Raw genomic sequence first — 23634 nt, 5'->3', positions numbered from 1 at the left:
CGCGAGCATCACTTTTTGAAGCCGGAACCGGATGTGGGGGCAGTTTCCCCCTCCGTCTGCGTTTCGAACCGGGCTACTCCCAGCTCCTCATTCGTCCAGGGAGCCGACGGAGACGACCGTTTCACTTCGCCGATCGTAATGCCGAGCATCTTCTCCATAATCGCTTGTTGATACCCGCTGATCGCCTCGATGCTTTTGATCAGCCTCCGCTCCGCCTTATCGTCGCCGGAAGCGCCGGTATCGGCGTCGGCCACCGTTTCGATAATACGCGCCATCGCCCGCTGGCTGCGGGCAAGCGACTCCAATATGTCGAGCTTCATCTCCCTCTGCCGCTCCAGCCAGCTCATTCCAGCGTATCTCCCAGTCCGCCGAACAGACCGCCCATATCGCCAAAAGAGCTGTCTTCTTTTTTATTCAAGACGACCTTCAAGTTTTTGGCCAGGGCGTTCTCCATCTTGGTCAGCCCGTCGATCAGCTCCACGAACTGCTCATGCATGTCGAGCGGTTTCTTGAGCTGGTCCTCATGGCTTTCATAACATTTATGGTTGAGATGGACGCATATCCAATCCCGGGACTTCTCCGCTTCGTTGGCTTTCGCTTCCAATATAAGCGAGATGTCGTGCTGCATTTTAGCCGACGCCTGCAGCATCCGCAAAAACGACTCTGCTCGTTCCACCCTTCTCCCTCCTTCCCGACTGCAAGGCTGCGGATCGTCCGGATTGTCCGGTTCGTCTGATACGTCCCCTACTCTTCTTCCTGCGGGGTCATTTCCTTCACAACCAGCTCCAGATGATCGCCGATCGCGTCCGCCAAATCAGCCAGGCTGTTCAAATAGGCGGTAACGCTTTTCGTCAGATCGATCGAATTCGACGCGATCATATCCGCCCCCTGAAATTGAATCGTTTCATTCGGCAGCGCCGTCACGACATGGGCCATATTGAATATCGACTGCCGCTTCGCTTCCAGCATACGGGCCATTTCGCTGTGCGACTTGGCCATATGGGCAATGATGGACGTTACTTCCTGATCCACCCGAACACCTCCCTGACCGTGACTTTCTTCCTCTTATTTTATGATCGGACCCGGGGGTTGGTGCACATCCGGCCGCTTCGGGCCGGGCGAACCCGATCGGGCACCCGGGCAATTGCCTCAGAACCGTCTATCTGTCTCACGGGTCCGGGATTGACTCAATAGTAGCTTCTTTTGTAATGCAGCAGCGGCGGGCTCGCCCACGGATCGTACCGGACCAGCGCCTTAACGTCGTTATCCGGACGGACGAACAGTCTTCCGTCCGAATTCAGCATCGATGCGGCAAACGAAAACGTGCTGTTGGATATGGCCGTCAGGTGGCAATGGGACAGCAAGTAAAAATCCGGGTAATAGTCCGCCTCCGGAAACGGCTTCTCGTATAATCCGGCCGATACGACCGGATCGAACTCGGCGAAATCCGCGATCACTTCGGGCAAGCTGTCGCTCGCCAAAAACAGAACCGGCCGGTCCAATCTGCCCCAGACGCTTCGCAGCCATCTGACATACCAGTTGGACGGCGCTATGAAAAACACGCGATTTTTCTCCTTTTTCCGGTACCGGTAATAATCGCCCCTTCTTATATGAACCCCGACGATCGTCCTTCCCTTCTCCTTAAGCCGCTCCAGCCCTGTCTGCAGCTCCTTCCGGATCGGCGGTACGGGCTGGAACAACGACTGAAAATACGGGCGGTATGGGGCAAAATGCTGGGTATCGAATTGAAAATAACCTTCGAAATTAACGTTCACAAATCTCGGCTTCGGCGCGGACAGCAGTTGAGCCAGTCGGGTCTGTTCCTGCTCCGCGACGATAGGCCAGGCACGGCTGATGAAAGGATCGTTATGCCCGAACAGGTAACGGCCGATCCAATCGGACGTTTCCGTCCGGAGCCCGAACCGTTTCGCATACAGTTTGAGAAACGCGTATTGGAACAGTTTATTCCCGAAGCGCCCCCTCGTGCCGAGGTTTGCCATAGCGACGACGGGCCGTGGCGTTAGCATAAGTCCTCACCTCCCGATGGGCGGCAGTTGATTTTCCTTCGGCCGGGGCAAATCGGAAGCCGGCAGGTAACCGGCCGGACTGATTCAGAATATTCTATTAAACGGGCGGAGGTGAACATCGGCATGGAGAAAGCAACCATCGTAGTCGCGGCGTTTAACCGCAAGCAATCGTTGGCCCGGTGTCTTCAGGCATTGTCGAAAGCTCAGTATGAAGACCTTTCGCCAAGGCTGATCATCAGCATCGACAGAGGCTCCTCCAACAAGGACGTGCGGGAGCTGGCCGACCAATTTCAATGGAAGCACGGTCCGAAAACGGTTATTTATCAGGAGCAGGAGCTGGGCCTCAAGCGGCATATTCTCGCCTGCGGAGAGCTGACCCGGCGATACGGCCCGATCATTCTGCTGGAAGACGACATATTCGTTTCGCCGTTTTTTTACAGTTATGCCGGTCAAGCGTGCAGCTATTACCGTGACGATCCGAGAATCGCCGGAATCTCGCTGTATTCTCCGCGCTACAACGAAACCGCCAAGTCGGCGTTCGAGCCTTTGCAGTCCCGGCACGATGTGTTTTTCGGCCAGTTTCCGTCCTCCTGGGGGCAACTGTGGACACCGGAGCAATGGGCTTCGTTTGCCGCCTGGTACGGCGACGGGGACAACCTGGACATTCGCTCCGACGACCATCATATTCCTCCGAACGTCAGGAAATGGTCCCGTTCCTGGAAAAAATACTTTTATAAATACATGATCGAGCAGAACAAATATTTCGTTTATCCGTACATCTCGCACAGCACGAACTTCGCCGACCCCGGGATTCATGTCAAGAAGCCTACCCAGCGGTACCAGGTCACTTTATCGTACTGCGGAGAACGGACTTTCGCGTTATGCCCGCTCGACGATTCGGGGGTCGTGTATGACGCTTTTTACGAATATACCGGTCTGGGCAAACAGTTCAAAGAGCCCGTCCGGACGAACTTATCCGTCGATTTATGGGGAACTAAAAGCAAAGACGCCTACAGCAGATTCGTGCTGACGACACGGCAGCTGAACTACAAAGTGCTCGCCACGTTCGGCAGCTCCATGATTCCGCTGGAGGACAACGTGCTGCAGAACATGACCGGCGACGGAATCTATTTGTACGACATGCAGCGCAAGCAGCGGTGAGAGCCTTAACTTGCCCATTGCGACACAGGAGGGACGACACGAATGCCGGTGCCGGATGACCAATTTTTGACCGTAAGGCAAGCCATCTCGAAGATTAAAGACGCGCTGGAGCACCAAAAGCCGTTCTCGCTCGTGAGGGTCGGCGACGGCGAAAATGTCGTGCTGGCCCAGGATTCGGTAATGACGGTGGAGGAGGTGCTGAAGATCGAATGGGCCAGGCTCGCGAACAAAGGGCAAAAAGGCGTTACGCTGCCGAACCTGAAGCTTCGCGACGAGATGGCCGAGGCGATCAACCGGGCCGATCTTGTCGGCATTCCGTTTTGGCGGGACGACCCGATCCGGGCTCCTCAGCATCTGAAGCGGCCGCTTACCGAAGAGACGTTCCGGCAGCTGAAGATTGAACCGAAGGAAGTGTGCCATACGTTCGTCAACCGCGTCTTTGCGCAAAAATCAAAGTTCTGGAAGTTGTTAAAAGGAAAAAGGGTGCTGCTGATCAGCTCTTGGGCGGATAAAGTGAAAAAAATCGTGACCCGGCGCCCGTACGACCTGAACGTCCCGTTTACGATCGAATTTACCCACTACAACCAGATGGATGACGTCCTTGCAACCGTATTGAAAAAGCAGGATCAGTTCGACGTCGCCCTCGTGTCGTGCGGAGTGAATGCGGTCGTATTATGCCCGCGGATCGCCGATCAGACCGGCAAGGTCGCTCTCGACTTCGGCAAATCGCTGATGTTTATCGTAGAGCGCAAGGCGGGACTCGAGCATTCCTCCGACCGGGCGAACAAGAATATGCTCCAGTAACACGGCTCGCGCCGCCTGCTTCCCGCTGCGTCTGAGGACAGGGTGACTGCGGCGGTCCTCAGGACCTTACATCCCCGGTTCCGCCGCTGCACCCGCCCGCCGTACTTCCCCTATAAGACCGGCTGTGGTCATTCCGGCCGGCCTGTCGCAGGGCTTTCGCTCATATACCGGTTCGCCTGCAAATAACGAAGCACCCGCTCCACGGATTCATCCGGCGTAAGCTTGTCGGTTTCAATCGTTATTTCCGGGCGGACCGGAGGCTCATACGGAGCAGAGATACCGGTGAAGTCACGGATTTCTCCGGCTCTTGCTTTTTTGTACAATCCTTTCGGGTCGCGCTTCTCGCATTCGTCGATCGGGCATTTGACGTACACTTCGATAAAATCGCCTTCCGCGAACAACGAACGCGCCAACCTGCGGTCTTCCCGGTACGGGGAAATAAACGCCGTAATCGCGATATGACCTGCGTCTGTAAACAGCTTCGCCACCTCCGATATGCGGCGAATATTTTCTTTCCGGTCCTCCGCGCTGAACCCGAGGTTGCGATTCAGGCCGTGCCGGATATTGTCCCCGTCCAGTACGTACGAACGGCAGTTCAGGTCGAACAAACGCCTCTCCAGCTCAAAGGCCAGCGTAGATTTCCCCGATCCGGAGTACCCGGTCAGCCATAAGACGCAGCTCCGGTGTCCGTTAAGCTCGCAGCGGTCGCTTCGCGATATCCGGGGCGTGTGCCAGACGATATGTTCGGCAGCCGTGTTCATCTCGTTCACCTCCGTCTCCAAGCCGTTTCGGTTGCTTGCTCATGTACACATGCACTCATGTACTCATGCCTTCGATCAAAATCTTCGCGACCTCCGGTCTGGAAAATTCCGCTGGCGGGCAGATCCCGTCCTTCAGCATGGCGCGAACTTTCGTCCCCGACAAGTGCAGATGAAACGCCGGATCGTGCGGACAAGTTTTGCTTGTCGCCATATTGCCGCACCGCGTGCAAAAAAAGCTGTGCTCGAAAAACAACGGCACAATGCCAAGCTCCTCCCTGGTAAAATTCCGGAAAATATGCTGGGCTTCGTACGTGCCGTAATAGTCGCCCACACCGGCGTGATCCCTGCCTACGATGAAATGGGTGCAGCCGAAGTTTTTTCGCACGAGCGCATGAAATACCGCTTCCCGCGGGCCGGCATAACGCATCGCGGCGGGAAACACGCCGAGCATGACACGCCCGCCCGGGTAATAATTTTTCAGCAGCGCCCGATAGCTGCGCATGCGGACATCAGCGGGAATGTCATCCGGCTTCGTCTCCCCGACAAGCGGGTTGAGGAACAGGCCGTCCACGGTTTCCATCGCGCATTTCTGAATATATTCGTGCGCCCGGTGAACCGGATTTCTCGTCTGAAACCCGACGATCGTACTCCAGCCTTGGTCTGCAAACCACTTGCGGGTCTCGGCCGGCGTATAGCAGCAATCCGGGTATCGGCTGGCGGGGCGGTTCACCATCTCGATCGGCCCTCCGATATAGACGGCTGGACCGGACAGCAGCTGCCGGACGCCCGGATGCGCCGGGTCGCCGGTTTTATAGACGCAGCGCGCTTCCTCCAGCAGGTTCGCCGTATAGATGCTCGCCACCGTTAACACCGCGTATACAATACCGTCCTGTTCGCCGATCAGCGCGACCCGTTCCCCGGCCGCCAGCCGCGCCGCGTCTGCTTCGGGCACCGCCAGAGTAACGGGCAGCGTCCACACCGTGCCGTCGGCAAGCTTCATCCGGTGCAGCACCGAGTCGTAATCGTCCTGTCCGAGAAATCCGGTCAACGGGGAAAACGCCCCGATCCCGATACATTCGATATCCGAGATCGTCCGCGCTTTTACGTAAATTTTTTTCCCGAACTCCGCGAGCTGCAGCAGCTCATCCCTATGAGGGCCGCTGGCCGCCCGGTTGATCAGCATTCCGCCGTGAGGCTTGATTGCTCCCATTGTATTCCACCTTATCGTTCGGATATCAGAATGTACACTCCAGTATGCTATGCACGTTACGCCTTCCGAATATGGACGATTCTCATGCGCGTCGGTACGATTCCACGCATGCCGGGGTCGCTCGCTCACGGTCGGCGAAGCCCTTCGATCGCGTGCTTCAAAGCGATCCCCCCGCGGTCCCACGTATGGCGCTTCATATCTTCTCTTCCTTGCACTCCCTTTTCCCGGCTAAGCTCCGGGTTTTCATAAGCCCTTCTCATCTGCCGCTTCAGGTCTTGCAGGTCGGGCTCCGCCCATAGCTGATCCTTGCTCAGGAACAAGCTGCGATAAAAAGGCGATAAAGCATCGCCGCTCCGGATGCCGATTGCCGGATTTTGCAGCCGGCAGCGTACGAGAAACGAGTTGCCGTCATGCAAAAAATCCGTCTGTCCTCCCCAGCAGGTGGCGATGACCGGAACGCCGCTGGCCAACGCCTCCATATACGGCATTCCGACCGCTTCGCCCCTCGAAGGGAGTACGAAAGCGTTCCCCAGCGTATATAAGCCCTTCATCTGTTCGTCCTCAAGCACATGGGTGAGCAGGACGAGAGGGGCCGTATCGTTGCCGAACCCGAGCTTTCTTTTGTAGTCCAGTATCGTTTTTCTAATCCACTCGCCGGATTTCCTATGCCTCGAGCTGTACGTTTTGATAACCAAAGCCGTCCGGTCGGCCGCCGTAAACTCTTCCCAATAAGCTCGCAGCAGCAGCTCCGGATTTTTGCGGTGCAAAAAATCGAAAACGGATACGAAGACGAACCGGCCCTCCATTCCGTGCAGCGAAATCTTTTTATTGTCCGGTCGATACCGGTCCGTATCGGCCCCGTACGGAGCCAAATAGACGGGCACCGTCACTCCGCTGCGTATCATCGCCTTGACATTTTGACTGCTCGGGACGAATACGGCGTCGTACCGGTTCAGGGCGGCCAGTTTGTTCCGCGGAATTCGGGCCGTTTCCCATGCCGTCATGAGAACGATCTTGTCAAACCGTTTTCTTTCCTTGCCTATGTCGATGTTCCAGTCCGACGAATGATAAATTAAAAGCTTCGGCTTGTTCGGAGCGTAAGGCTTGCCGATCAACCGGCTTATTAGGTCCGGCTTGCGGCCATAGATCGCGGCCGCAGGCATCCCCCGGGTATGCGCCTCCACCTTGACGTCTACGCCTTGGCGATGCAAGGCGGCGGCATACTCCCGGCTGGCGTTCCCGTATCCGGTAGAAGAAGAGAGAACCGGCCCCCTCCATACGACTTGATAATCCGTCATCGCGATTGCCCCTTCTTGCTTGTTCATCCGAGCACATGCTCCACGACTCGTTTCCATGCTTCGCCGGCGCGATCCCACGACCATAGAGCCATGTCCGCCCGGCCCTGCCTCCCCTTTTGTCTGCACAGCTCCGGATTGTCGAACGCTTGCTTCATCTTCCGCCTGAGATCGTGAAGATCGGCTTCGGCCCACAGCTGACCGCCGCTATCGAACAGCCCGCGGTACAGCGGCGCGATCGCATGCTTGCTCCCCATGCTGCGCGAGGGCTCCTCCAGCCGGTAATCGACCAGAAACGAGCTGCGGTCATTCGCATAATCCGTCTGCCCTCCCCAGCCGGTAGCGATTACCGGAACGCCGCTGGCCAACGCTTCAAGAAATGGCAGGCCCACCCCTTCGCCTCTCGTCGGCAGAACAAACGCATCTCCCAGCGTATACAAGCCCCGGTACATCGGCTCATCGAGCCGGCACGGCAATACGACAAGCGGTGCCGTCCCGTTCCCGAAGCCCAGTCGTCTTTTGTACTCCAGCATCGCCGCTTCCGGCATAACTCCCGGCCGCTTCCGCGTTCCGGGAAAAGTTTTGATCACCAGCGCGACGTCATCGTGTTTTTGGAACTGCTCCCAGTAAGCTCTCAGCAGCGTTTCCGGATTTTTGCGGTGTTGAAAATCAAAAACGGAAACGAACACAAACTTTCCATCCGTTTCATAGACCCGCAGCTTCTCGTTATCCGGGCGGAACGAATGCGTATCGACCCCGTGAGGCACCACGAATACCGGACCCGCAACCCCGCCGCTGCGAACGGCGCTCTCGTTCATCATGCTGGGAACACACACGCAGTCGAACTGCCGGATGACCGGGACCCAGGCTCGCGGAATCCGGTTCGTTTCCCAGACGGTATTCAAAATAATCCGGTCAAAGGTATCCTTCAAGTTCCGGGCATCGATCAGCCAGGGGGAGCCGTGCCAGATTAACACTTTCGGTTTATTCGCCGCGTACCGTTTGCCGATCAGAGCGCTCAGCCTTCCGCTTTCACGTCCGAGGCTGCCTCGGCCGGTGTAGGGGAAGCCGCGTTGCGTATACGTCTCCACCTTGACATCGACCCCTACACGGTCCAGCGCCAGCACATACCCTCTGCTTGCGGTTCCGTAGCCCGACATATCGTGAACCGGCCCTCTCCATACGACCTGATAGTCCAATCCGTTCCTCCTTTCCCGGTTTATTCGCCTTTACGCAAAAAAGAATTGATTTTGTGGATGGCCCTGTCCGGAATTTCTTGCCCGACTCCTCTCAATAGACCGAATCTCGTTTTATGATGATGATGAATAATATAAGGATCCGCATTTGGAAAGGGATGCCTGAACTGGTAGTTCATCTCTGCCGGATACGATTTGACCGCAACCTCCCGCTCTTCCAGCAGCGCCAGCGTCAACGCGATCTGATCCAGCTGATAGGGTCTGAAGCGAGGCAGACCGGGCCGGTCCTTCAGCAGCAGTCCGACATATTTCCCCCAGGCCGCCCTTACGCTGTCCACATGATGGCGCGGAATCGTCACTACCCCGCTGTTGAAGTATGGGATTCTGTCCGCATAAGGAAAGGGCAATCCGTACCGGGACAGCAGCAGCTTCCACTTGCCCGGCTGGAACGGATTGAGCGGCGCATATTTGGCTTGAACGTGCGAGGGTGAGATCTGATCGTAAAAATCCCGCGCGACGACCGTATCGCAGTCGATGGCGATCAGCATCCCGTACGGCTCGTTCAGCTCAAGCATCCGGAGCTTATTGGCATATGGCGCTCTCCGGTCGAACGGCTGTACGACTCGCACCGTAACGCCGAGACGCTGCAGCGCTCCGGCGATCTGCCTGTCGACATCCCCTACGAACAGCGCGAATCGTTTAGCGGCCGCGATTCGGCCTCCGAACTTGTTTACCGTCCGGAACAACGTCCAAATCTCGAAATGATACCTCGGATTGTTTTCCCCCAGACAGCAGATCAGGCAATCCTCCGGCCGAAGCGCTTCCGCAACGGCCTTATCGACTGGCTCGCGCTCGTTCCTCATAATCGTTCTTGCAGCCGGTTCATCAGATTCGCTTTGCCCCATTCGTACAGCTGAATATCGAGCTCGTTCATGGCTGCGATTCGGGCGATCTGCTCTTCCGAAGGCCGCTTCTCCCCAGAGCGGTTGGGAGCGACGTTCCTATTCCGATAAGGCGCGTCGCTCCAGCCGAATTGCCGCTTCATCATCGACAAGCTTTCATCGAACATGTCCGTAATGCCTATAACGGAAAAATACCGGCTCAAATTCGCTTTCGCCTGCTCCAAGTCCGGAGAACCCGGGGACCTTTGACCGGCTGCGTAACGAGTCTGCGTGTTGTAGGTTCGATTTAAAAATGTCTCGTCCGTGCAGCTTAAATAATAGTCCAGATCCCAATTCCGCTTCTCCAGCTCCGCGCTGATATAAGGATCGTGCCGCGGCCACCGCTTTAAATAATAAAACTCGGACAATACCCGCTCGACCGGATCCCGCAGCATCGTCACATACGTGTACGGCTTCGTCAGCTTAAGATGATGGGTTCCGAACGGTTCATGGCCGATAATGCACCGGGTCTGCACGGTAAATCTGTCTTGTTTGCCGTAACCGTATTCCCGGTAAGAACGGTATACTTGTCCCGGCTCATACTGATCGAGAATGAACGTGCGCATAGTCGACCCGGCTGTTTTCGGAATATGCATCACGATTAGAATCGGATCTGCCTCTCTTCCGTCTTGCTCCATACATCTGCACCCTCCCCGCCAATAGTTGAATCGTTATTCCCGCTCGTAAATCCTATGCAGGGGGAAGATAATCCGCATGGACGTGTATCCAGCGAGAGGAAGTTTGAGCGGGCATCCGATCGTATCGGCATGACGATATAACCCATGAGCTATAAGCCCAGAAGCTTGACCATCCGGAGCAGAGCGGCGAGATCCACATGAATGTCGTCCTTGACATGGGAAAAGTCCATTCTCTCCGGCAGCCGTTCGCCGGCACCGAATAAATAGTGGTAATCCAGCTCCACATAGTTGCTAAGCAGCCAGTAGCACAAGTTCACATACTTCGCAGCGAAGATTTCCACCACTTTCGTTCCCGGACGGCAAAATACGAGATTGGAAAGTCCCGCGCCGTGCGCCGATACGATCACGTCCGCACTGTAGAAAAGCCGGGCTTGCTCGGCTACCGTCATTCCTTTCAGGACGACTTGCTTGAATCCGTAGCAGGCAAGGAGCGCCGTTACCTGTTGATCGTTTTTCACTTTCCGGTACGAAGCGTCGGATCGGCTGATGTACAACCGTTCATATCCCTTCTTCCGCTTCGTCAGCGTCATGTACAAAATCTCCCTCCTCAGAAACGAACAAGCCCACGACGAGGGAAGCGACTGGGCCGGCGACGGCACGGCGAGCTGGCGGGCCTGCAAATGAAAACCGCGGCCGGGCCTGATGATTTTAGAGGGAGGAATCTGGATCAGGCCCAGCGTTTCTTGGTGAAAGGGCCCTCCCGTATAGCGGTTCAGGATGAATTTGTCGATGGGCACACCGCTCTCTCTCAGCAAATAAAACTTCGGCAAAACGTCGAACATCCAGTGATAATAGTTATGGCTGGCGCAAAAGGTGAGAACGGCAGCTGTCTCCCGTGTACGGCTTGCTGAGGGCAATTGGTTCTGACTGAATACCGGATGCTGCTCCGGTTTGCGGAAAAACAGCTGCGACGCGTCCCAGATCAGCTTATTGTCCGGACTGATGACCGCATCGCTGCGTCCGCTGTAGAACCGTCCCTCGGGCAAAACGGCGACGAAGGACGGTTTCCGGGAGAACGTATCTTTGCGATACTGCCAGTATAACGGCTCCTCCACCCGTTTCGGATCGAGCAAGCGAAGTGTTTCCGCCGGATGAATCTCGTAATAGAGACGCTGCGGCGATTCCGGCTGATTGGCGTCCACCCAATCTATTACTTTCTTGTAATGGCCTTTCGGCGGCGGTTCATGACCTCTTCGCATCCTGCCACCTCCCGTTATTGCATGTATCTTATGCAAGCGGACGAAGATTCATATGGACCAATCCCACTGGTGCCGCAAATTTGGCTCCCGGCTGAGCTTTCATCCATACAACATGGCGGGACGGTACATACCCTATTAAGAACGAGTGGCAACTGAATATAGAAATGAGGTATGAACTGATGCTGTTACACGGCTTGGACATCGATCAGGATTTTCAGCGTCTGGATTCCAAACTGCTCGTAAGCTGTCCGGTCAGCGGTCCGGATGAAGGCGGCTTATTTTTACTCGATTTCAAGCAGAACACGCTGAAAAAGCTATATACCGGCGGATGTATGGGGATGGCTTGGCTGAAAGACCGCCTGTTCGTCGCAACGAACCAGAACCAGCTCTTGTGTATGAACTCCCGCTACCAGATTACCGCCAAGCAGGAGTGCGGACAGCTGGACTTGCACGGGGTCGCCAAATTTAGCGATCATGTCGTGCTAGTCGTAGAGACGGAGAATAATGCGATCGGCTGCTACGAAGCGGATACGCTGAAACGAATCGGAGAAATCCGGTTGAACCCGGCGACCCGGGATGTCCACCACATAAACGACATTTGGCTGGAAGGCAGCTTGTTATACGTCTCGATGTTCTCTCCTTACGGGAAATGGCACAAACAACCGATGAACGTGACGGGGGCAATCATCGTCGTCGATCTTAGCAAATTCAACCCGTATGTTCCGCTTGTGATCAATCCGGCCAATCATGTGGCGGTGAAAAATCTGTATATGCCGCATTCCGTCATCATCTATAAAAACAGACTCTCCTATTGCAACTCCATGTCGTTCCAAACCATGATCGGCGGATCCCCAACCGTTCAGTTGTCCGGCTTTACAAGAGGGCTAGCCTTGACCGACGAACTGGTGTTCATCGGTCAGAGCCGAATGAGACATGTCCTGCGTATCCCGCATAAATTTACGAACTGCAGCTTGGACGGCGGCATTTATGTCTACAACCCCAAGCTTCGCATCTCCCGGTTCGTATCGCTCCCGGCGCAGCAGGTGTATCAGATCCTCATCTGCCCGCAGTAACTGCAAGCCATACAAAAACGGCGCTTCACGGAGCGCCGTTTTTGTATACTACAACCGCATTCATAAATTTCAAATGCTCCGGGCAGAGTACCTGACTACCATAACAGCCCCTTGTAATTAGAGGAAGCGGGAATCTCGTCGAACAACCGCACCAGATCGATCACCGGCTTCTCGAACAGCATCTCTTCGACGAACGGTACGTACAACCGGTTTTTTTGGGCGATGACGACAATATCGGCAAACCGCTTGATTTCATCCAGATCGGGTGCAAGCAATTTGGCGATATGCGGGACGGCCGTTTCAATATACTGCTTATTGGCTCCCATCAGCTTGGAGGCCAGCACCTCCTGATCGTATATTTTCACCTCGTACCCTTTCCCGATCAGCCCCTCCAGCAATTTCACGACAGGGCTTTCCCGGAGATCGTCCGTTCCCTGCTTGAAGGCGATGCCCAGCACACCGACTCTTACCTTCCCGGCGGCGAGCACCAACTCGAGGGCGCGGTCGATTTGCAGCGAATTGCTCCGCTCGATGACGGACAATACGGACGCCTCCACATGACGGGAGCGGGCCAGCGCATTGATCGCCTTCAAATCTTTCGGCAGGCAGGAGCCGCCGTAAGCGAAGCCGGGCTTCAAATAGGCGGACGACAAGTTCAGATGGTGGTCCTTGCAAAATAAATCCATGACGTTGTGCGGATCGATGCCGAGCGAGTGGCAGATAGCTCCGATTTCGTTGGCAAACACGATTTTCAGCGCATGAAACGAGTTGTTGACGTATTTGATCATCTCCGCCACGTCCCGGTCCGTCTCGACGATCACCGCGTCAACCGGGCCGTAGATTTGTCGGAGCATATCGAGCGCGGCCCTATTTGACGTACCCAGCAGCGTGTACGGGGGATGAAAGTAATCTTCTACGCTGGTGCCTTCTCTCAGAAACTCGGGATTGCTGACGACCGCAAAGTCCGCTTCCGCAGTTTTGCCCGATCGGACGATCAGCTCCTCGATGCGGCTGCAGGTGCCCGGCGGTACGGTAGAGCGAATAACGATCGTGTGGAACCGGTCTTTCTCCTTCAAAGCTTCTGCGATTTGCTCCACCACGTGCCATATGAACGTCAGATCCGTATGGCCGTTTTTGTCGGCGGGAGTGCCGACACAGATCAGAGAGAGGTCCGTCTCGTTCACAGCCGCCCGTATATCAAGCGTAGCCGTCAATCTTCCGGCCAGATGCTGCTCCATCACCAGCTCCGCTATCCCTTTTTCTACGATCGTCGGCTTCCCTTGATTGATCATCTCGATTTTGTCCGGGTTAATGTCGACCCCGACAACCTTGTGGCCCATCTGGGCCAAACAAGCGGCCGAAACACAGCCGACGTATCCCAGGCCGAAGACGGATACGGCATAGGGGCGCTGCTGAGTGTTCATTCCATCAGCTCCTAATCCATATTTCATTATATTTCGATATTTCGCGCACGACTTTACGGGCGGTCTCTCGCATACTGTATTTGCCGAGCAAATCCTCTCTCGCCTTCCGGGCCACTTCCTTGGCCGACTTGATCCGCCTTCTTACCTGTCTCATCTTGCGCTGAAGATCGTACCGCGAAGGCTCCGCCCAGAAATGACCGATAAATTGCTCGTTTTCGTTATTTACGATTTGCTTGAACCGTTCCACCTCGACGATATAGGAATTGGATTCGTTCATAAAATCCATATGACCGCTCCAGCCGGTTCCGATCGAAGGAAGCTCCATCAGCATCGCCTCAAAAAACGGCCTCCCCCACCCTTCTCCCCGGGTCGGAAGCACGAACGCATCGCAAGCGCGGTACAGGCTTAGCATCTCCGACGGCGACAGCATCTGATCGATAATGTATACCGGCGGTCTCTCACTTTTCGGCTTAGGATGCGCGTTAATGAACTCCTCCATTTTGCCTACTTTGCCGTTGTCTCGCACCTTGATGACCAGCGCCGCATCTTCGCCGCGCGAAAACTCGTTCAAATACGCTTGCAGCAAAACGTCGTACCCTTTGCGTTCCTTCAGATCGAACACCGACAAAAACGTGAACGATTCCGCGATCGGAAGAGGTAATCTGGGCCCTCGCGGGTCGTACTGGCTAATATCGAAAAAATTGGGGATCAGCCGCAGCGGCACCTTGACGCCGGAGGCTACGAACGACTCTTTGTTAAACGTGCTCTGAACCCATACTTCGTCGAACTTGTTCAGCTCCGGAACCCATGCGTCCGGGATCCGGTCGGTCTCGAACGTCGTCCGTGCGATATTGATCCGGAACTCCGGATTGTGCCGGACGCGCCAGCCTACCCAGTTAATTAAATAAATATCGTTGGAGGTCAATTCCGTCTGCTCGAACGAGGAGATATACTCGATTTCTTCAGGTGGCAGCACTTTCCATTTATCGGACAGGTCCCGGGGTTGAATCCGGACCCGGAAGCCCGCATCGTCCAAAATACGCAGCAAAATGCGGTTTCCTTCCGCGAGCCCGTGTCCGTTATAGAAGATCCCTTCCAATAAGATGTTCATCCGTTTCCACCTTTCTTCAGAGGGTTACGTGATGTATTTTTCAATTTCACTCCTCACTTTTCGGGCGACGCTCCGTATATTGAATTTGTCCAGCAGCTCTCTGCGCGCCCTGCGCCCCCGCTCCCTCGCCTCGTCCGGGCGCCCGAATACTTGCCTCATCTTTTTCTTCAGGTCGGCCATAGAAGGTTCCGCCCAGTAATGGCCGGTAAAAATCGGGATTTCATTTTCGTCGATCCGCACAAGCTGCTCCACCTCGACCAGGAAGGAGTTCGTCTCGGTCATATATTCGGTTTGACCGCTCCAATTCGTGCCGATGACAGGCATTTCGAGCAGCATCGCTTCGAAAAAAGACCTGCCCCAGCCTTCGCCGCGGGTAGGAAGCACAAAGGCGCTGCACGCTCTGTACAGCCCGAGCAGCTCCGGCGTCGACAGCATCTGGGCGATGATATAGATCGGAGGCCGCTCTTCCGTCGGCTTCGGATGGCCGGCCGCTATGCTTTCGAGCAGATGGCTTGCGCTTGGTTCGCGGATCTTGATCACGAGAGCCACGTCGTCCGAGCGGGAAAACTCGTCGAGAAACGCGCGAATGAGCAGATCGTATCCTTTGCGGGACTGCATATCGAAAACCGATAAGAATAAAAACGACTGCTCGATCGGCAGCGGCAGCCGTTCCCCCCGGGGCGAGTACTGATCCACCTCAAAAAAGTTAGGAACGAGCCGGAGCGGCACATTCACGCCAGAAGCCGCAAATGTCGTCAGATTAAACTTGCATTGCACCCATACTTCGTCGAACCGGTTCAGCTCCGGCACCCAGGAAGCCGGAATCCGGTCCGTTTCGAAGGTCGTGCGGGTGATGTTGATCCGGTAATCCGGATTGTAGCGGACTTTCGGGCCGGTCCAATTGCACAAATACAAATCGTTCGACGGCAGCACCGTATTTTCAAATGAGGCGATGAACTGCTTTTCATCCGGGGTGAGCGCCAAGTTTTTATCGGACCGGTCGCGTGGCAGAATTCGCACGTTGTATCCGGCCTCATCCAGCATGCGAAGCAGCACCCGATTTCCCTCTGCAAACCCGTGACCGCTATAAAACATGCCGTCCAGCAAAATATTCATCGTTTATCACCGCCTTTTGCCTCAGGTACCCCGGCCTATCAGCTTACCTATCTTTATCGTATTGAAATCGACTATGCCCGGTCACCGCACTTGTCTAATCGGCATACGCATATTTTCCGGGACTGCAGGACAATTGGACGAACATCCCGCATCATGCGCCCTGCATTTCTACGAGAACCCTCATATAAATGGATTAATGCATACAGAATGGAGGGTACTAATGTCATCTGGCACAGCCATTCCCTCGATGCCGTTTACGTGGACTCCGCAAAATAAAACGTTGCTATGCAGCCTGGCGACCGGTCCGAAGCATACCGAGCTTCTTCGGATCATGGCGCCTACCGCAGCTTACTACGCCTTGCGCCACAAGATGGATTGTCTCGTTATGCCGCTTCGTGACAGGCTGGATCCTTCCAGACCGCCCGCATGGGATAAGGTCATCCTGATCCGTCATGCCTTATCGCTTTACGACACGGTTATCTGGATTGACGCCGATACGATCATCTGCGATCCGGCCCGCGATATCCAAGCCGTCTTGGACCCGCGCTTCTCGATGCACCTCGTCCTACACCCGTATAACGGAAAGGTGACGGCCAATACCGGAGTATGGATCTGCCAAAACCATACGGCAACTTTCGAATTGCTAGAAAACGTATGGAACCATACCGCTTGCATCCATCATCCGTGGTGGGAGCAAGCTGCCCTGATGGACCTGCTCGGGTACGATCTCAAAACGTGGACGTTTCACGCTCCCACCCCTTATACCCACCTCGTCCAATATTTGGACGAAGAGTGGAACTGCAGACCCGAGCAAGGCGGCAGTCCGGTCATCAAACATTTTCTGAGCAATAAGAAGAAGCCTCACCGAATGCTGGAATCCTACAATAGATTCTTGAAGGAAATTGGGGAAGGAGGGGCATTATGAATCCGGCGACAGACATTCCGCCCCTGCCCTATACCCTGCTGCCGCAACATAAGATGCTCATCTGCAGCCTGGCGACCGGTGACCAGCATCTGGCCATGATGCAGATCATGGCCCCGACGGTCGTTTATTATGCGATGAAGCATCGGATGGACAGCCTGCTGCTGCCGATGCCGAACATGCGTCTTGACGCATCCCGGCCGCCGGCCTGGGACAAAGTGATTTTGATCCGCCATGCTCTTACGCTGTACGAAACGGTCATGTGGATTGACGCCGATGCGATCATTTGCGATCCGTCGAGAGATATTCGCGACGTACTCGACCCTGGTTGTCCCGTACATCTGGTCGCCCACCGCTACCCGGATAAAAGCGTCCCGAATACCGGAGTATGGGTGTGCCGCCAGGATGAACGGACGTTTGCTCTGCTGGAAGAGATATGGGATCACCGGGAGTTCATCAACCACCGCTGGTGGGAGCAGGCCGCCCTCATGGATTTGATCGGATACGAGCCAAGGGATCTCTCCAGCAGGTATCGGGGAGAAGCCCGGTACAGCGGGGTCGTCGGTTTTTTGGGCGAAGAGTGGAACAGCCGCCGCGTCCGCCCCGCCACCAATCCGGTCATTATCCATTGTCTCGGCAAAAACAAAAAAGTGCAGGAGATGCACAAAAGATATAAAGAGTTTTTATCTCGCGTGTTTTTAACGGATTAAAGCTTCGGACAGGAGGTAAGTCATGGAGGATCTGCGAATTCCGTCTCTCCCTTTCAGTTGGAGGCCGCAAAACAAAATGCTGATCTGCAGTATCGCCACCGGTGCCAAACATATCGCCTTGATGCGGGTCATGGCTCCCACCGTCGCTTTTTACGCGCTGCAGCATCAGATGGACAGCCTCGTCCTGCCTTTGAACGGCCGGCTAGCGCCGTCCCGGCCTCCGGCCTGGGACAAAGTGGTGCTCATTTACAACGCCCTGCACATGTACGAGACGGTCATGTGGATCGACGCCGATGCGATCATTTGCGATCCGGGCAAGGATATCCGGGAGGCGCTCGACCCGGACCGGAAGATCCATCTGGTCGCTCACAGACGAGGCAGAGGAAGAATGATACCGAACACCGGGGTTTGGATATGCCGGAGGGACCCCTCTACTCTGGAGCTGCTGGAGCAAGTGTGGCGTCACGTTGCGTTCATCCATCATAGATGGTGGGAGCAAGCCGCGCTGATGGATCTGATCGGCTACGACCCTCGGACTTACACGTTCCAGGGTCCCACTCCATTCAGCGGCCTAGTTCAATTTCTGGATCACGAGTGGAACAGCAGAAACAAAGATTCGGCCGCGCAGCCGATCATCTATCATTACTGCAACAAATACAAGCCGGTTGAGGATATGGAGGAAAACTACTCCCGGTTTCTGAACCGAATCAGCTCCGCCGCGCCGGTCACAGCCGAGTCGATTCCAGCAGAGGGGGGATAGATCGTGTCACCCTTTTCCGTTATGAATGCCCCAGCCGGCCACCACGGCTCCTTCCGGGAATGGATCGCGGCATCCGGATGCGACGCCGGGGAGGTACTCCTGCCGGTCGAGTTCGGCGAACGGTCGACGGTTCTATACGAGCCGTCCGGGCTCGAGAATCCCGTCCACTGGCGGCTCCGGTTCTCGGGCGCCGCCGATTCCCGGATGCGCAGCGGCTTCGTCGCCGTTATCCCGGGCGGCCGGCTCTGCCGGACGATGTGCCACATCATTACGCCGGACGATAAGCTGCTGGCAGATTTTTCGCTGGAGTGGAAGAAGCCGCCGGAACAGCGCTCGATCTATGAACGGCCGACCCTTCCACCGCTTCGCCCGCTCCCGGGAACCGCCGCTCTGCTCGCGATCAAAGACAGCGGCGTGTATTACCACTGGATGCTCGACGTGCTGCCGCGCCTGCTGCTGCTGCGCAGATGCGGAATCGCTCCCGACTATTACGTCCTGAACGGGAACAGGCAAGCCTCCTTCCAGCTTACGACCTTGAAAGCGCTGGGCATCCCCGAGAGCAAAATCATCTATAGCAGCGACCAGTTCCATATCCGGCCGGATAAGCTGGTTCTACCCGGCTTTACGAGCGGCATCCGGGCCCGGTGGGCCTGCGATTTTCTAAAAACCGAGATGATGGTCAGGAAAGGAATCAAACCCGTCAAAGGGTATGAGCGGATCTATATAAGCCGGGAGCGTGCCCGTAAAAGAAAACTGCTTAACGAGACCGAAGTGTTAAGCGTTCTGGAGAAGCGCGGATTCCGCAAAGTAATACTGGAATCGCTGCCGCTGCACGAGCAAATCCGGATTTTCGCCTCCGCTCAAATCGTCGCGGGGCCTCACGGGGCCGGCTTCACCAATCTGATATTTTGCAAACCCGGGACGAAAGTGATCGAGTTTTTCTCGCCCAATCTCGTTCACACATGCTACCCGATCCTGAGCAGCCTGCTTGGGCATCGTCACTATTATTTGATCGGGGAAGGCAAGCGCCCTCCCGAATTCGTCAATCCGCATGCTAGAGGAGACGACATTACCCTTCATCCCGCTAAGTTGATCCAACTGCTGAAGCTGGCCGAGGTGAATGAACAGCCCTGAAACCAAAATTCAATATTGGAGTGAATCACGTGGAGACGATTCATATTGTTGCGGCTGCCAACGACCTGTATGTCCGGCACATGGCTATCATGCTGAATTCGCTGCTGACTAACAAAACTTCCGGCAATCCCGTTCAGATCCATATCATCGACGGGGGGACCATCTCTTCCGAGAACAAAGAAAAACTCGTAAAGTCGGTAGAGAAATTCAACCAGGAAATCCGGTTCATCCCCTTTAACAACGAACTGCTGGAAGGCGTTAAAATAACGGAACGGTTCGGCCGGGAAGCGTATTATCGCGTCTTCATCCCGAGCCTGCTCCCGGAGTCGATCCATAAAGTCATTTATTTGGACAGTGACCTGATCGTCCTCAGAGATATTGCTAAATTATGGAACATAAACTTGGACACGTACTACCTGGCCGCTGTGCAAGACAGCGTCGGAATAAACCGCGGACGCATATTGCGCATTCCGGCGGATCATTACTTCAATTCGGGCGTCCTCGTGCTGGACTTGAACAAATGGAGGTCCGACAATGTAACGTACCGGGTTATGAGATATGTCAAGCGATACCCCCGAAGAATTCTAATCGCGGACCAGGACGGACTGAACGCGGTGCTTCATGACAAATGGATGAGACTGAACCCCGAATGGAACTGCTTCGCTTCGTTGTACAACGCCTCCCGGCCTCCTGCGATCATCCATTATATAACGATTAATAAGCCGTGGAACGGGAATCCGCTAGGCAAGCACGAATATGTAAAATACTTCCGCACCACCGTATGGTGAAGAAAGGAAAAACGGAAACCCCTGCCGCGTAACGCGACAGGGGTGATCTACATAGGCGGGGCACAGGTGCCGGCGGGTTATATTCCGATTCCTTCGTAAACGACGCCCCACTGCCGGAAAGGAAGACGTAGGAGGAAATTGCGGGTGTCCAGCACATACGGGTGCCTCATCGTCTCCCCCATCTGCCGCCAGTTTAGCTCCCCGTATTCGCTCCAATGCGTCAGCAGAATGACTGCATCCGCACGGGTCGCCACATCTTCCGGATTGGAGCAGTACGTGACGGGCAGCTCCGGATTCAGTCTTACAAACATTTCCATCCCCTTCGGATCGTGTGCCGACACGGACGCCCCGAGATCCGTCAGTTTCCGGATGATCGTGGACGCTTGCGTATGCCGGGCGTCGTCGGTATTCGGCTTAAAGGTAAGTCCTAGTATTCCTACCGACTTCCCGTTTAACGTCTTGAGCCGGCTCTGCACTTTTTGGACACAATAGTGCAGCATCGCTTCGTTGGAGTGTACGGCCGCCTTCACCAGCGTCAGCTCGCTTCCATACTTCTGGCTGACCGAGAGCAGCTCGGACGTATCCTTCGGAAAACAGCTGCCGCTCCAGCCGCTGGACACCTCCAGAAATTTGCCTCCGATCCGCGAATCGAGCCCCATCCCTTTCGCCACGTCAAGCACGTTCGCTCCGAGCGTCTCGCACAGCCTCGCAACCTCGTTAATATAGCTGATTTTGACGGACAAAAAAGCGTTGGAAACGTATTTGATCAGCTCCGCGCTTTTCGGATCGGTCTCGAAATAAACCGCCCCCGGGGAGCCAGGCAAGTACGGGAACGGGAACAGCCCGGACAACTGATCGTAGGAAGACCGGTCCAGCAGGCTGCCGTACAGCTCTCGCATCCTTCCGAACGCTTCCGGCTGATCCGCTCCGATCACGATCCGATCGGGCAGAAAGACGTCTTCCAGCGCGTAGCCCTCCCTTAAAAATTCCGGATTGCTGACGACCGCGAAGTGCTCCCGGGCTCTTAGCCCCGATGCCTGCTCGATGAGAGAGGCGACCAGGTCGGCGGTTCCGACCGGCACCGTCGATTTCGTTACGACTACGGTAAACCGGGTGGGATCCAGATGCCGACCGATCTGTCCGGATGCGGCCTTCACATAACTCAGATCCGCCGTGCCGTCAGGCAGCGAGGGAGTGCCTACAGCAATAAAGACGACATCCGCCTCAGCTACGGCGCCATAGGAAGTGGAGGCGGACAGCACCCGTTTTCGGGCAAACTCCCGAATCAGCCGCTCGAGCCCCGGTTCGTAGAGGGGACTCTTTCCCGCGTTGATCATAGCGACCCGCTTCGGATCGATGTCGATTATCGTAGTCGGATGTCCAAGCGCCGCCAGAGCGGCGCCCGTTACGCTCCCGACGTAGCCTGAACCGATACACGCCGCTTTCATGGCAATCCTCCTTGAGCCAGCAGCCGCCGGCAAGCTTCGATCGTTCGGCGCAGACCGTCCTCCAGCCCGACTTCCGGCTCCCAGCCGAGCAGCCGCTTCGCTTTATCGATGACCGGCCGGCGCACTTTCGGATCGTCTTTCGGAAGCGGGCGGAAGACGATAGCGCTGGGCGAGCCCGCGAGCCGCTGCACCAGCTTCGCCACGTCCAGCACGGCGTACTCGACCGGATTGCCGACGTTGATAATTTCGCCGGACGCCTGATCCCGCTCCATCATCAGCATCAATGCACGGACCGTATCGTCGACATAACAGAAGGAGCGCGTCTGCCGGCCGTCTCCGTACACCGTAATATCGTCTCCCCGGATCGCCTGGTAGACAAAGTTGGAGATCACTCTTCCATCGTCGTTGCGCAGGCCCGCCGAGTACGTATTGAATATGCGCGCCACCTTTACCGGCACTTGGTAACGGTGCACGTATTCGTAGCAGTATACTTCCCCGAGTCTCTTCGACTCATCGTAGCAAGCCCGCGGCCCCCAAGTGTTCACATTGCCGCGGTATTCCTCGGGCTGCGGGTGGACCGTCGGGTCGCCGTACGCTTCGCTCGTGCTCGTATATACGATTTTCGCTCCGGCTCGCTTGGCAAGCTCCAGCATATTCCATGTGCCGGTCGTATTCGCCCTGATCGTCTCGAAAGGGTATTGTTGATAAAATTTGGGGGACGCCGCAGAAGCCAGATGGTAGATTTCGTCTACCCCTGCCAGTTCCTCGCGATTCACACATTCCGCTTCTGCAATATTGCACTCGAGAAACCGGAACCGCTCCTGTCCGGTCAGCCCGTTTAGATTCAACACGGTGCCGGTGGACAGGTTATCGATCCCGATGACCTGGTAGCCTTGCGCGAGGAGCCGTACCGCCAGATGAGAGCCGAGGAAGCCTGCGGCGCCGGTGACCAAAGCCGTTCTCAATGCGCTTCGCCTCTTCCCGTTACAAAATGGTCCAGAAACGACCGAAAATCGTCTTTCAGCCATTCATTTTTGCAAGCCAGCTCCACCGTCGCCTTCAAGTACCCGAGCTTATCCCCGACGTCGTACAGCTTGCCGTCCAGCGTATAGGCATACAAATACCTGTGCCGGACGAGCTCATGAAGGGCGTCCGTCAATTGAATCTCTCCGCCGACACCGGGAGACATCCCTTCCAGGATGCGGAATATTTCCGGCTCCAGAATGTACCTCCCGATAATCGCCAGGTTGGACGGAGGATTCGCTTTCGGCTTTTCCACGAGATGATTCACTTTATACAACCGCTCGCCGATCGGCTCGCCGTCGATAATGCCGTATTTGCCGATCTCCTTCTCGCTTACCGGCCCGACCGCGATGATCGAGGACTGCCGCTGCTCATACAGCTCTATAAGCTGCTTGAGGCACGGCGGGTCGCTGTCGATGATCATGTCGCCGAGCAGAACTGCGAACGGCTCGCTTCCGATAAATTTGCGCGCGCACCATATGGCGTGACCGAGGCCGAGCGCCTGCTTCTGGCGCACGTAATGGATTTCGACCAGGTTCGTAATATCTTCGACGATTTTCAATAAACCCGTTTTGTTCGTTTCCAGCAGATTGATTTCCAGCTCGTAGTTTTTATCGAAATGATCCTCGATCGATCGTTTGCTGCGGCCTGTCACGATCATAATATCTTCAATGCCCGATCTGACCGCTTCCTCCACGATATATTGAATCGTCGGCTTATCTACGACAGGCAGCATCTCCTTCGGCATCGCTTTGGTGGCTGGAAGGAATCTGGTTCCGAGGCCGGCGGCCGGGATGATCGCTTTCCTCACTTTTTTCATCGAACTCCATGCT

The 23634-nt window shown here is 55.6% G+C and carries 25 protein-coding genes; 8 read left to right on the top strand and 17 right to left on the bottom strand.

Features of this window, described 5'->3' with window-relative positions:
- Positions 1-8: 8 nt before the first annotated feature.
- From AC3Y2E_RS01040 to AC3Y2E_RS01025, 4 genes are all read right to left on the bottom strand, one after another.
- The gene (locus AC3Y2E_RS01040; RefSeq protein ID WP_379206239.1) at positions 9-347 is read right to left on the bottom strand and encodes a hypothetical protein; all 339 of its coding nucleotides are present in this window, start codon (positions 345-347) and stop codon (positions 9-11) included.
- Positions 344-676 (bottom strand): alpha-helical endospore appendage domain-containing protein, encoded by a 333-nt coding sequence (locus AC3Y2E_RS01035; protein ID WP_190924430.1) that lies wholly within the window; start codon positions 674-676, stop codon positions 344-346. The genes AC3Y2E_RS01040 and AC3Y2E_RS01035 overlap by 4 nt, the downstream gene beginning before the upstream one ends.
- Positions 677-744: 68 nt before the next feature.
- Positions 745-1032 (bottom strand): nucleoside-diphosphate sugar epimerase, encoded by a 288-nt coding sequence (locus AC3Y2E_RS01030; protein ID WP_190924428.1) that lies wholly within the window; start codon positions 1030-1032, stop codon positions 745-747.
- A gap of 155 nt (positions 1033-1187) precedes the next feature.
- Complete coding sequence (locus AC3Y2E_RS01025; protein ID WP_379206236.1) at positions 1188-2027, bottom strand: alpha-1,2-fucosyltransferase; 840 nt, start codon at positions 2025-2027, stop codon at positions 1188-1190.
- A 123-nt stretch (positions 2028-2150) separates the two neighbouring features.
- Here AC3Y2E_RS01025 and AC3Y2E_RS01020 point away from each other — a divergent pair, with 123 nt between their 5' ends.
- On the top strand, positions 2151-3188 hold the full coding sequence (locus AC3Y2E_RS01020; protein WP_379206234.1) for a glycosyltransferase family 2 protein: 1038 nt from the start codon (positions 2151-2153) through the stop codon (positions 3186-3188).
- A gap of 42 nt (positions 3189-3230) precedes the next feature.
- The gene (locus tag AC3Y2E_RS01015) at positions 3231-3992 is read left to right on the top strand and encodes a GT-D fold domain-containing glycosyltransferase (protein WP_379206231.1); all 762 of its coding nucleotides are present in this window, start codon (positions 3231-3233) and stop codon (positions 3990-3992) included.
- A gap of 128 nt (positions 3993-4120) precedes the next feature.
- On the opposite strand, the gene cysC is transcribed toward AC3Y2E_RS01015, so the two are convergent.
- From cysC to AC3Y2E_RS00980, 7 genes are all read right to left on the bottom strand, one after another.
- Positions 4121-4753: an adenylyl-sulfate kinase gene (gene cysC / locus AC3Y2E_RS01010; protein ID WP_379206229.1), complete on the bottom strand. Its 633-nt coding sequence runs from the start codon at positions 4751-4753 to the stop codon at positions 4121-4123.
- Positions 4754-4808: 55 nt separating this feature from the next.
- Positions 4809-5963 carry a sulfate adenylyltransferase gene (gene sat, locus AC3Y2E_RS01005; protein WP_379206227.1) on the bottom strand — a complete coding sequence of 385 codons (1155 nt, stop codon included), beginning with the start codon at positions 5961-5963 and terminating at the stop codon, positions 4809-4811.
- A gap of 125 nt (positions 5964-6088) precedes the next feature.
- Entirely contained in the window at positions 6089-7288 is a 1200-nt protein-coding gene (locus AC3Y2E_RS01000) for a glycosyltransferase family 4 protein (protein WP_379206225.1), read from the bottom strand.
- Positions 7285-8457 carry a glycosyltransferase gene (locus tag AC3Y2E_RS00995; protein ID WP_379206223.1) on the bottom strand — a complete coding sequence of 391 codons (1173 nt, stop codon included), beginning with the start codon at positions 8455-8457 and terminating at the stop codon, positions 7285-7287. Before AC3Y2E_RS00995 ends, AC3Y2E_RS01000 begins: the two co-directional genes overlap by 4 nt.
- Before the next feature lie 20 nt (positions 8458-8477).
- Positions 8478-9317: a GT-B fold glycosyltransferase domain-containing protein gene (locus AC3Y2E_RS00990; RefSeq protein ID WP_379206221.1), complete on the bottom strand. Its 840-nt coding sequence runs from the start codon at positions 9315-9317 to the stop codon at positions 8478-8480.
- Positions 9314-10033: a sulfotransferase family 2 domain-containing protein gene (locus tag AC3Y2E_RS00985; RefSeq protein WP_379206219.1), complete on the bottom strand. Its 720-nt coding sequence runs from the start codon at positions 10031-10033 to the stop codon at positions 9314-9316. The genes AC3Y2E_RS00990 and AC3Y2E_RS00985 overlap by 4 nt, the downstream gene beginning before the upstream one ends.
- A 149-nt stretch (positions 10034-10182) precedes the next feature.
- Entirely contained in the window at positions 10183-11292 is a 1110-nt protein-coding gene (locus AC3Y2E_RS00980) for a glycosyltransferase family 61 protein (protein WP_379206217.1), read from the bottom strand.
- 179 nt (positions 11293-11471) lie between these two features.
- Here AC3Y2E_RS00980 and AC3Y2E_RS00975 point away from each other — a divergent pair, with 179 nt between their 5' ends.
- Positions 11472-12365, top strand: a complete 894-nt coding sequence (locus tag AC3Y2E_RS00975; RefSeq protein ID WP_379206215.1) for a DUF4915 domain-containing protein — start codon at positions 11472-11474, stop codon at positions 12363-12365.
- A 95-nt stretch (positions 12366-12460) separates the two neighbouring features.
- On the opposite strand, the gene AC3Y2E_RS00970 is transcribed toward AC3Y2E_RS00975, so the two are convergent.
- The 3 genes from AC3Y2E_RS00970 to AC3Y2E_RS00960 are packed head-to-tail and all read right to left on the bottom strand — an operon-like array spanning position 12461 to position 16016.
- Positions 12461-13789 (bottom strand): UDP-glucose dehydrogenase family protein, encoded by a 1329-nt coding sequence (locus tag AC3Y2E_RS00970; RefSeq protein WP_379206213.1) that lies wholly within the window; start codon positions 13787-13789, stop codon positions 12461-12463.
- Positions 13790-13793: 4 nt separating this feature from the next.
- Positions 13794-14900, bottom strand: a complete 1107-nt coding sequence (locus AC3Y2E_RS00965; RefSeq protein WP_379206211.1) for a glycosyltransferase family 4 protein — start codon at positions 14898-14900, stop codon at positions 13794-13796.
- 24 nt (positions 14901-14924) lie between these two features.
- Positions 14925-16016 carry a glycosyltransferase gene (locus AC3Y2E_RS00960; protein WP_379206209.1) on the bottom strand — a complete coding sequence of 364 codons (1092 nt, stop codon included), beginning with the start codon at positions 16014-16016 and terminating at the stop codon, positions 14925-14927.
- 220 nt (positions 16017-16236) lie between these two features.
- Between AC3Y2E_RS00960 and AC3Y2E_RS00955 the strand changes: the two genes are divergently transcribed.
- The 5 genes from AC3Y2E_RS00955 to AC3Y2E_RS00935 are packed head-to-tail and all read left to right on the top strand — an operon-like array spanning position 16237 to position 20330.
- Complete coding sequence (locus AC3Y2E_RS00955; protein WP_379206207.1) at positions 16237-16941, top strand: hypothetical protein; 705 nt, start codon at positions 16237-16239, stop codon at positions 16939-16941.
- Positions 16938-17648 (top strand): glycosyltransferase family protein, encoded by a 711-nt coding sequence (locus AC3Y2E_RS00950; protein ID WP_379206205.1) that lies wholly within the window; start codon positions 16938-16940, stop codon positions 17646-17648. The genes AC3Y2E_RS00955 and AC3Y2E_RS00950 overlap by 4 nt, the downstream gene beginning before the upstream one ends.
- A gap of 22 nt (positions 17649-17670) precedes the next feature.
- On the top strand, positions 17671-18408 hold the full coding sequence (locus AC3Y2E_RS00945; RefSeq protein WP_379206203.1) for a glycosyltransferase family protein: 738 nt from the start codon (positions 17671-17673) through the stop codon (positions 18406-18408).
- A 3-nt stretch (positions 18409-18411) separates the two neighbouring features.
- On the top strand, positions 18412-19542 hold the full coding sequence (locus AC3Y2E_RS00940; RefSeq protein WP_379206201.1) for a glycosyltransferase family 61 protein: 1131 nt from the start codon (positions 18412-18414) through the stop codon (positions 19540-19542).
- A 29-nt stretch (positions 19543-19571) separates the two neighbouring features.
- Complete coding sequence (locus tag AC3Y2E_RS00935) at positions 19572-20330, top strand: glycosyltransferase family 8 protein (RefSeq protein ID WP_379206199.1); 759 nt, start codon at positions 19572-19574, stop codon at positions 20328-20330.
- Positions 20331-20407: 77 nt separating this feature from the next.
- On the opposite strand, the gene AC3Y2E_RS00930 is transcribed toward AC3Y2E_RS00935, so the two are convergent.
- The 3 genes from AC3Y2E_RS00930 to galU are packed head-to-tail and all read right to left on the bottom strand — an operon-like array spanning position 20408 to position 23621.
- Positions 20408-21778, bottom strand: a complete 1371-nt coding sequence (locus AC3Y2E_RS00930; protein ID WP_379206197.1) for a UDP-glucose dehydrogenase family protein — start codon at positions 21776-21778, stop codon at positions 20408-20410.
- Entirely contained in the window at positions 21775-22743 is a 969-nt protein-coding gene (locus tag AC3Y2E_RS00925; protein ID WP_379206195.1) for an NAD-dependent epimerase/dehydratase family protein, read from the bottom strand. The genes AC3Y2E_RS00930 and AC3Y2E_RS00925 overlap by 4 nt, the downstream gene beginning before the upstream one ends.
- Positions 22740-23621 carry a UTP--glucose-1-phosphate uridylyltransferase GalU gene (gene galU, locus AC3Y2E_RS00920; RefSeq protein ID WP_379206193.1) on the bottom strand — a complete coding sequence of 294 codons (882 nt, stop codon included), beginning with the start codon at positions 23619-23621 and terminating at the stop codon, positions 22740-22742. The genes AC3Y2E_RS00925 and galU overlap by 4 nt, the downstream gene beginning before the upstream one ends.
- Positions 23622-23634 lie beyond the last annotated feature (13 nt).

Source organism: Paenibacillus sp. MAH-35, from assembly GCF_058135425.1.
This window is presented reverse-complemented; position numbering and strand designations above follow the sequence as displayed.

Bases quoted from the DNA above. Each gene is read 5' to 3' on its own strand.
- AC3Y2E_RS01040 (WP_379206239.1), bottom strand. From the start codon at position 347: ATGAGCTGGCTGGAGCGGCAGAGGGAGATGAAGCTCGACATATTGGAG.
- AC3Y2E_RS01020 (WP_379206234.1), top strand. From the start codon at position 2,151: ATGGAGAAAGCAACCATCGTAGTCGCGGCGTTTAACCGCAAGCAATCG.
- AC3Y2E_RS01025 (WP_379206236.1), bottom strand. From the start codon at position 2,027: ATGCTAACGCCACGGCCCGTCGTCGCTATGGCAAACCTCGGCACGAGG.
- AC3Y2E_RS00945 (WP_379206203.1), top strand. From the start codon at position 17,671: ATGGAGGATCTGCGAATTCCGTCTCTCCCTTTCAGTTGGAGGCCGCAA.
- cysC (WP_379206229.1), bottom strand. From the start codon at position 4,753: ATGAACACGGCTGCCGAACATATCGTCTGGCACACGCCCCGGATATCG.
- AC3Y2E_RS00985 (WP_379206219.1), bottom strand. From the start codon at position 10,033: ATGGAGCAAGACGGAAGAGAGGCAGATCCGATTCTAATCGTGATGCAT.
- AC3Y2E_RS01015 (WP_379206231.1), top strand. From the start codon at position 3,231: ATGCCGGTGCCGGATGACCAATTTTTGACCGTAAGGCAAGCCATCTCG.
- AC3Y2E_RS00955 (WP_379206207.1), top strand. From the start codon at position 16,237: ATGTCATCTGGCACAGCCATTCCCTCGATGCCGTTTACGTGGACTCCG.
- AC3Y2E_RS00950 (WP_379206205.1), top strand. From the start codon at position 16,938: ATGAATCCGGCGACAGACATTCCGCCCCTGCCCTATACCCTGCTGCCG.
- AC3Y2E_RS00930 (WP_379206197.1), bottom strand. From the start codon at position 21,778: ATGAAAGCGGCGTGTATCGGTTCAGGCTACGTCGGGAGCGTAACGGGC.
- AC3Y2E_RS00960 (WP_379206209.1), bottom strand. From the start codon at position 16,016: ATGAATATTTTGCTGGACGGCATGTTTTATAGCGGTCACGGGTTTGCA.
- AC3Y2E_RS00970 (WP_379206213.1), bottom strand. From the start codon at position 13,789: ATGAACACTCAGCAGCGCCCCTATGCCGTATCCGTCTTCGGCCTGGGA.
- AC3Y2E_RS00980 (WP_379206217.1), bottom strand. From the start codon at position 11,292: ATGCGAAGAGGTCATGAACCGCCGCCGAAAGGCCATTACAAGAAAGTA.
- AC3Y2E_RS00965 (WP_379206211.1), bottom strand. From the start codon at position 14,900: ATGAACATCTTATTGGAAGGGATCTTCTATAACGGACACGGGCTCGCG.
- AC3Y2E_RS01000 (WP_379206225.1), bottom strand. From the start codon at position 7,288: ATGAACAAGCAAGAAGGGGCAATCGCGATGACGGATTATCAAGTCGTA.
- sat (WP_379206227.1), bottom strand. From the start codon at position 5,963: ATGGGAGCAATCAAGCCTCACGGCGGAATGCTGATCAACCGGGCGGCC.
- galU (WP_379206193.1), bottom strand. From the start codon at position 23,621: ATGAAAAAAGTGAGGAAAGCGATCATCCCGGCCGCCGGCCTCGGAACC.
- AC3Y2E_RS00975 (WP_379206215.1), top strand. From the start codon at position 11,472: ATGCTGTTACACGGCTTGGACATCGATCAGGATTTTCAGCGTCTGGAT.
- AC3Y2E_RS00990 (WP_379206221.1), bottom strand. From the start codon at position 9,317: ATGAGGAACGAGCGCGAGCCAGTCGATAAGGCCGTTGCGGAAGCGCTT.